The organism is Bartonella sp. AA1HLJMS (assembly GCF_042197445.1).
Taxonomy (GTDB): domain Bacteria; phylum Pseudomonadota; class Alphaproteobacteria; order Rhizobiales; family Rhizobiaceae; genus Bartonella.
The window spans coordinates 1-1951 of record NZ_JBHIRW010000139.1; the positions used below are offsets into that span (position 1 = coordinate 1).

Sequence of the window (1951 nt, forward strand, 5' to 3'; positions counted from 1 at the left end):
ATTAAGGTTGCTGTTTGCGCAATGGCACCCACCATGCGCCCCCGCGCTTGGATAAAAGCATTTTCCGCATTCTTTGTCGCATCCTCAAGATGCTCAGGGTCAAACCACCCTTTAAAATGCTGCCTTGTCTTGTTTTGGAAATGCGCAATATCTGAACTAAAGGCTGCAAGATCCCGCTTGGCAGAAGCTATCCCCTCTTGCAGATGATTAACAAAACGCACAACAAGGGAAACATCCATGATCGTCTCTTATCCTAACTGATGACTTTCATATTCTTGAGCTTTCAGGCGTGCTAATTCACTGCGATAAGAAATCACATCCAACCAATCCATCTGGTTTATCTCTGAAGGAGACCAGCGAAAATAAAGCGCTAGTTCTGCTCCAAATTGTCTGGCAGAGAGGATTGGCGTTGCGTAAAAAAAGCAAAAAAAGCCTTCAATATTGCGACAATATCCATCACATCAACCCGATCAATCAATTCAATAGATTCACGTGACATATCAGCCAAAAGTGCTGTGATGCCTTCTGTTGCCTCACTTGTGAACAAAACTTGAGAAAGCTTCGTGATAAGCACATCATTGCTCAAAGTTGTTTTTTGCTCTCCAAACTCAGGAAGCAGCAGCTCTGTCAATTGTGGTCCAATGAGCACCGCTAATTGCTTGGCATGCTTAAAAGTGGGGCGATAAAAGGTCAGTTTCTTGCAGAGAGATTCTTTGCCACCTTTATCTTGATAAGGAAGCGGAACCTGCAATTCCACGTCAATGCTGGTTTGTAAACTTGTCATGATCAATTCCTATAAATTGAGAATAGAGCGGCGGCGAGAACCGATCTCTTGCCCGTTGCGGACAAGCCAGCCGCCCCGTTTAAAAGAAAAGCGGTGCAAAACAGAACCATCCCAAAATTCCGTATAATCCCAAACATTTTTGATCTCGCAATCATAGCCTGTGGCTTTCCCAGCTGTTAAGCCTTCGCTATCCACTTTGACCAACCGCCCTGTCACATCAATGGAATGTTCATGCTCACGCCCATCTTCTTCAGAAATCACATGTTTTTTGCCAGTGAATTTATGACGAAGACCAGGAGGACCACCAAAAATACCGATGACCTCAGGGGTATGGCTGCGGATTTTCATTTGTAAACTCAAAGCTTTCACACCAAGACCGCTCACATCAATTTGCATATCAGAGCCGCCCGGTTGATAGGTTTCTGTAATTTCTTCCAACGTGGGCAGTTTCAATGTTTCAAGATCAAGGTGAAGATTCACATCATCATCAACAATCAAGGTAAAACCGCGTACAATGCGTAAAGTCATGCTTTAACTCCTTGCTGCTTTGCGATAAGTTTCAAGCGTATCGCCAAATTGATAAGTCATTTTCTTTTGGATATCTTCAGCCAAACGATCAAAATAAGCGCTATTGCGCCGGCTGCCGAAACTCAAATCTTCTAAAGGTGGCACTTCTTCTGCATCAAATTCGACCCGCAATTTTCCCAATTGTAAAGTGCTGTTGGAATTTAAATCGCGGTCAAACCAAACACGGCCACCCAAAAGCGCACCACGCGCAATCATATCATCAAGAAAGCTGGTCAAAGAGCGGGTAATGGCAATGACATGTTGACCAGTAAGGTTTTCATCATTCGCCCAAGGGCGCAAATTGTTAATGATGGTTTTTTCCAAAGCTGCACGGGTGCGCACCACATTGACAAAACGCCAAAGCGGATCACTGGAGGTGGTATGGTTGCCCCATAAAATGCGCCCATTGGCAGCCATTTGCCCATGCGCATTTTGACTAAGTCGTGCTGGAATAAAGGTTGCAATATCGGCTTGGTTAAGGCGATTTGCCTCATGATCAATTTCCCCATCAAAATAGCTAATGGGGCGTGCTGTCCCTAAAATGCCATGCACATCTTGGTTGGAAGGAGACCAAAAAACACCGCCCCTTTGCTTGTCCCG

Annotated in this window: 3 protein-coding genes and 1 pseudogene; all 4 read right to left on the reverse strand. The window is 44.8% G+C overall.

Annotation, left to right across the window (positions count from 1 at the left end; translation table 11 throughout):
• Positions 1-239 (reverse strand): annotated as a pseudogene (locus ACFIQE_RS09935) (phage tail tape measure protein); the annotation flags it as partial.
• Between the two features lie 131 nt (positions 240-370).
• The gene (locus ACFIQE_RS09940; RefSeq protein WP_375667779.1) at positions 371-784 is read right to left on the reverse strand and encodes a hypothetical protein; all 414 of its coding nucleotides are present in this window, start codon (positions 782-784) and stop codon (positions 371-373) included.
• Between the two features lie 9 nt (positions 785-793).
• Positions 794-1312, reverse strand: a complete 519-nt coding sequence (locus tag ACFIQE_RS09945) for a phage major tail tube protein (RefSeq protein WP_375662961.1) — start codon at positions 1310-1312, stop codon at positions 794-796.
• A 3-nt stretch (positions 1313-1315) separates the two neighbouring features.
• Positions 1316-1951, reverse strand: a 636-nt coding sequence (locus ACFIQE_RS09950) for a phage tail sheath family protein (RefSeq protein WP_375707657.1), incomplete at its 5' end; no start/stop codon positions are given.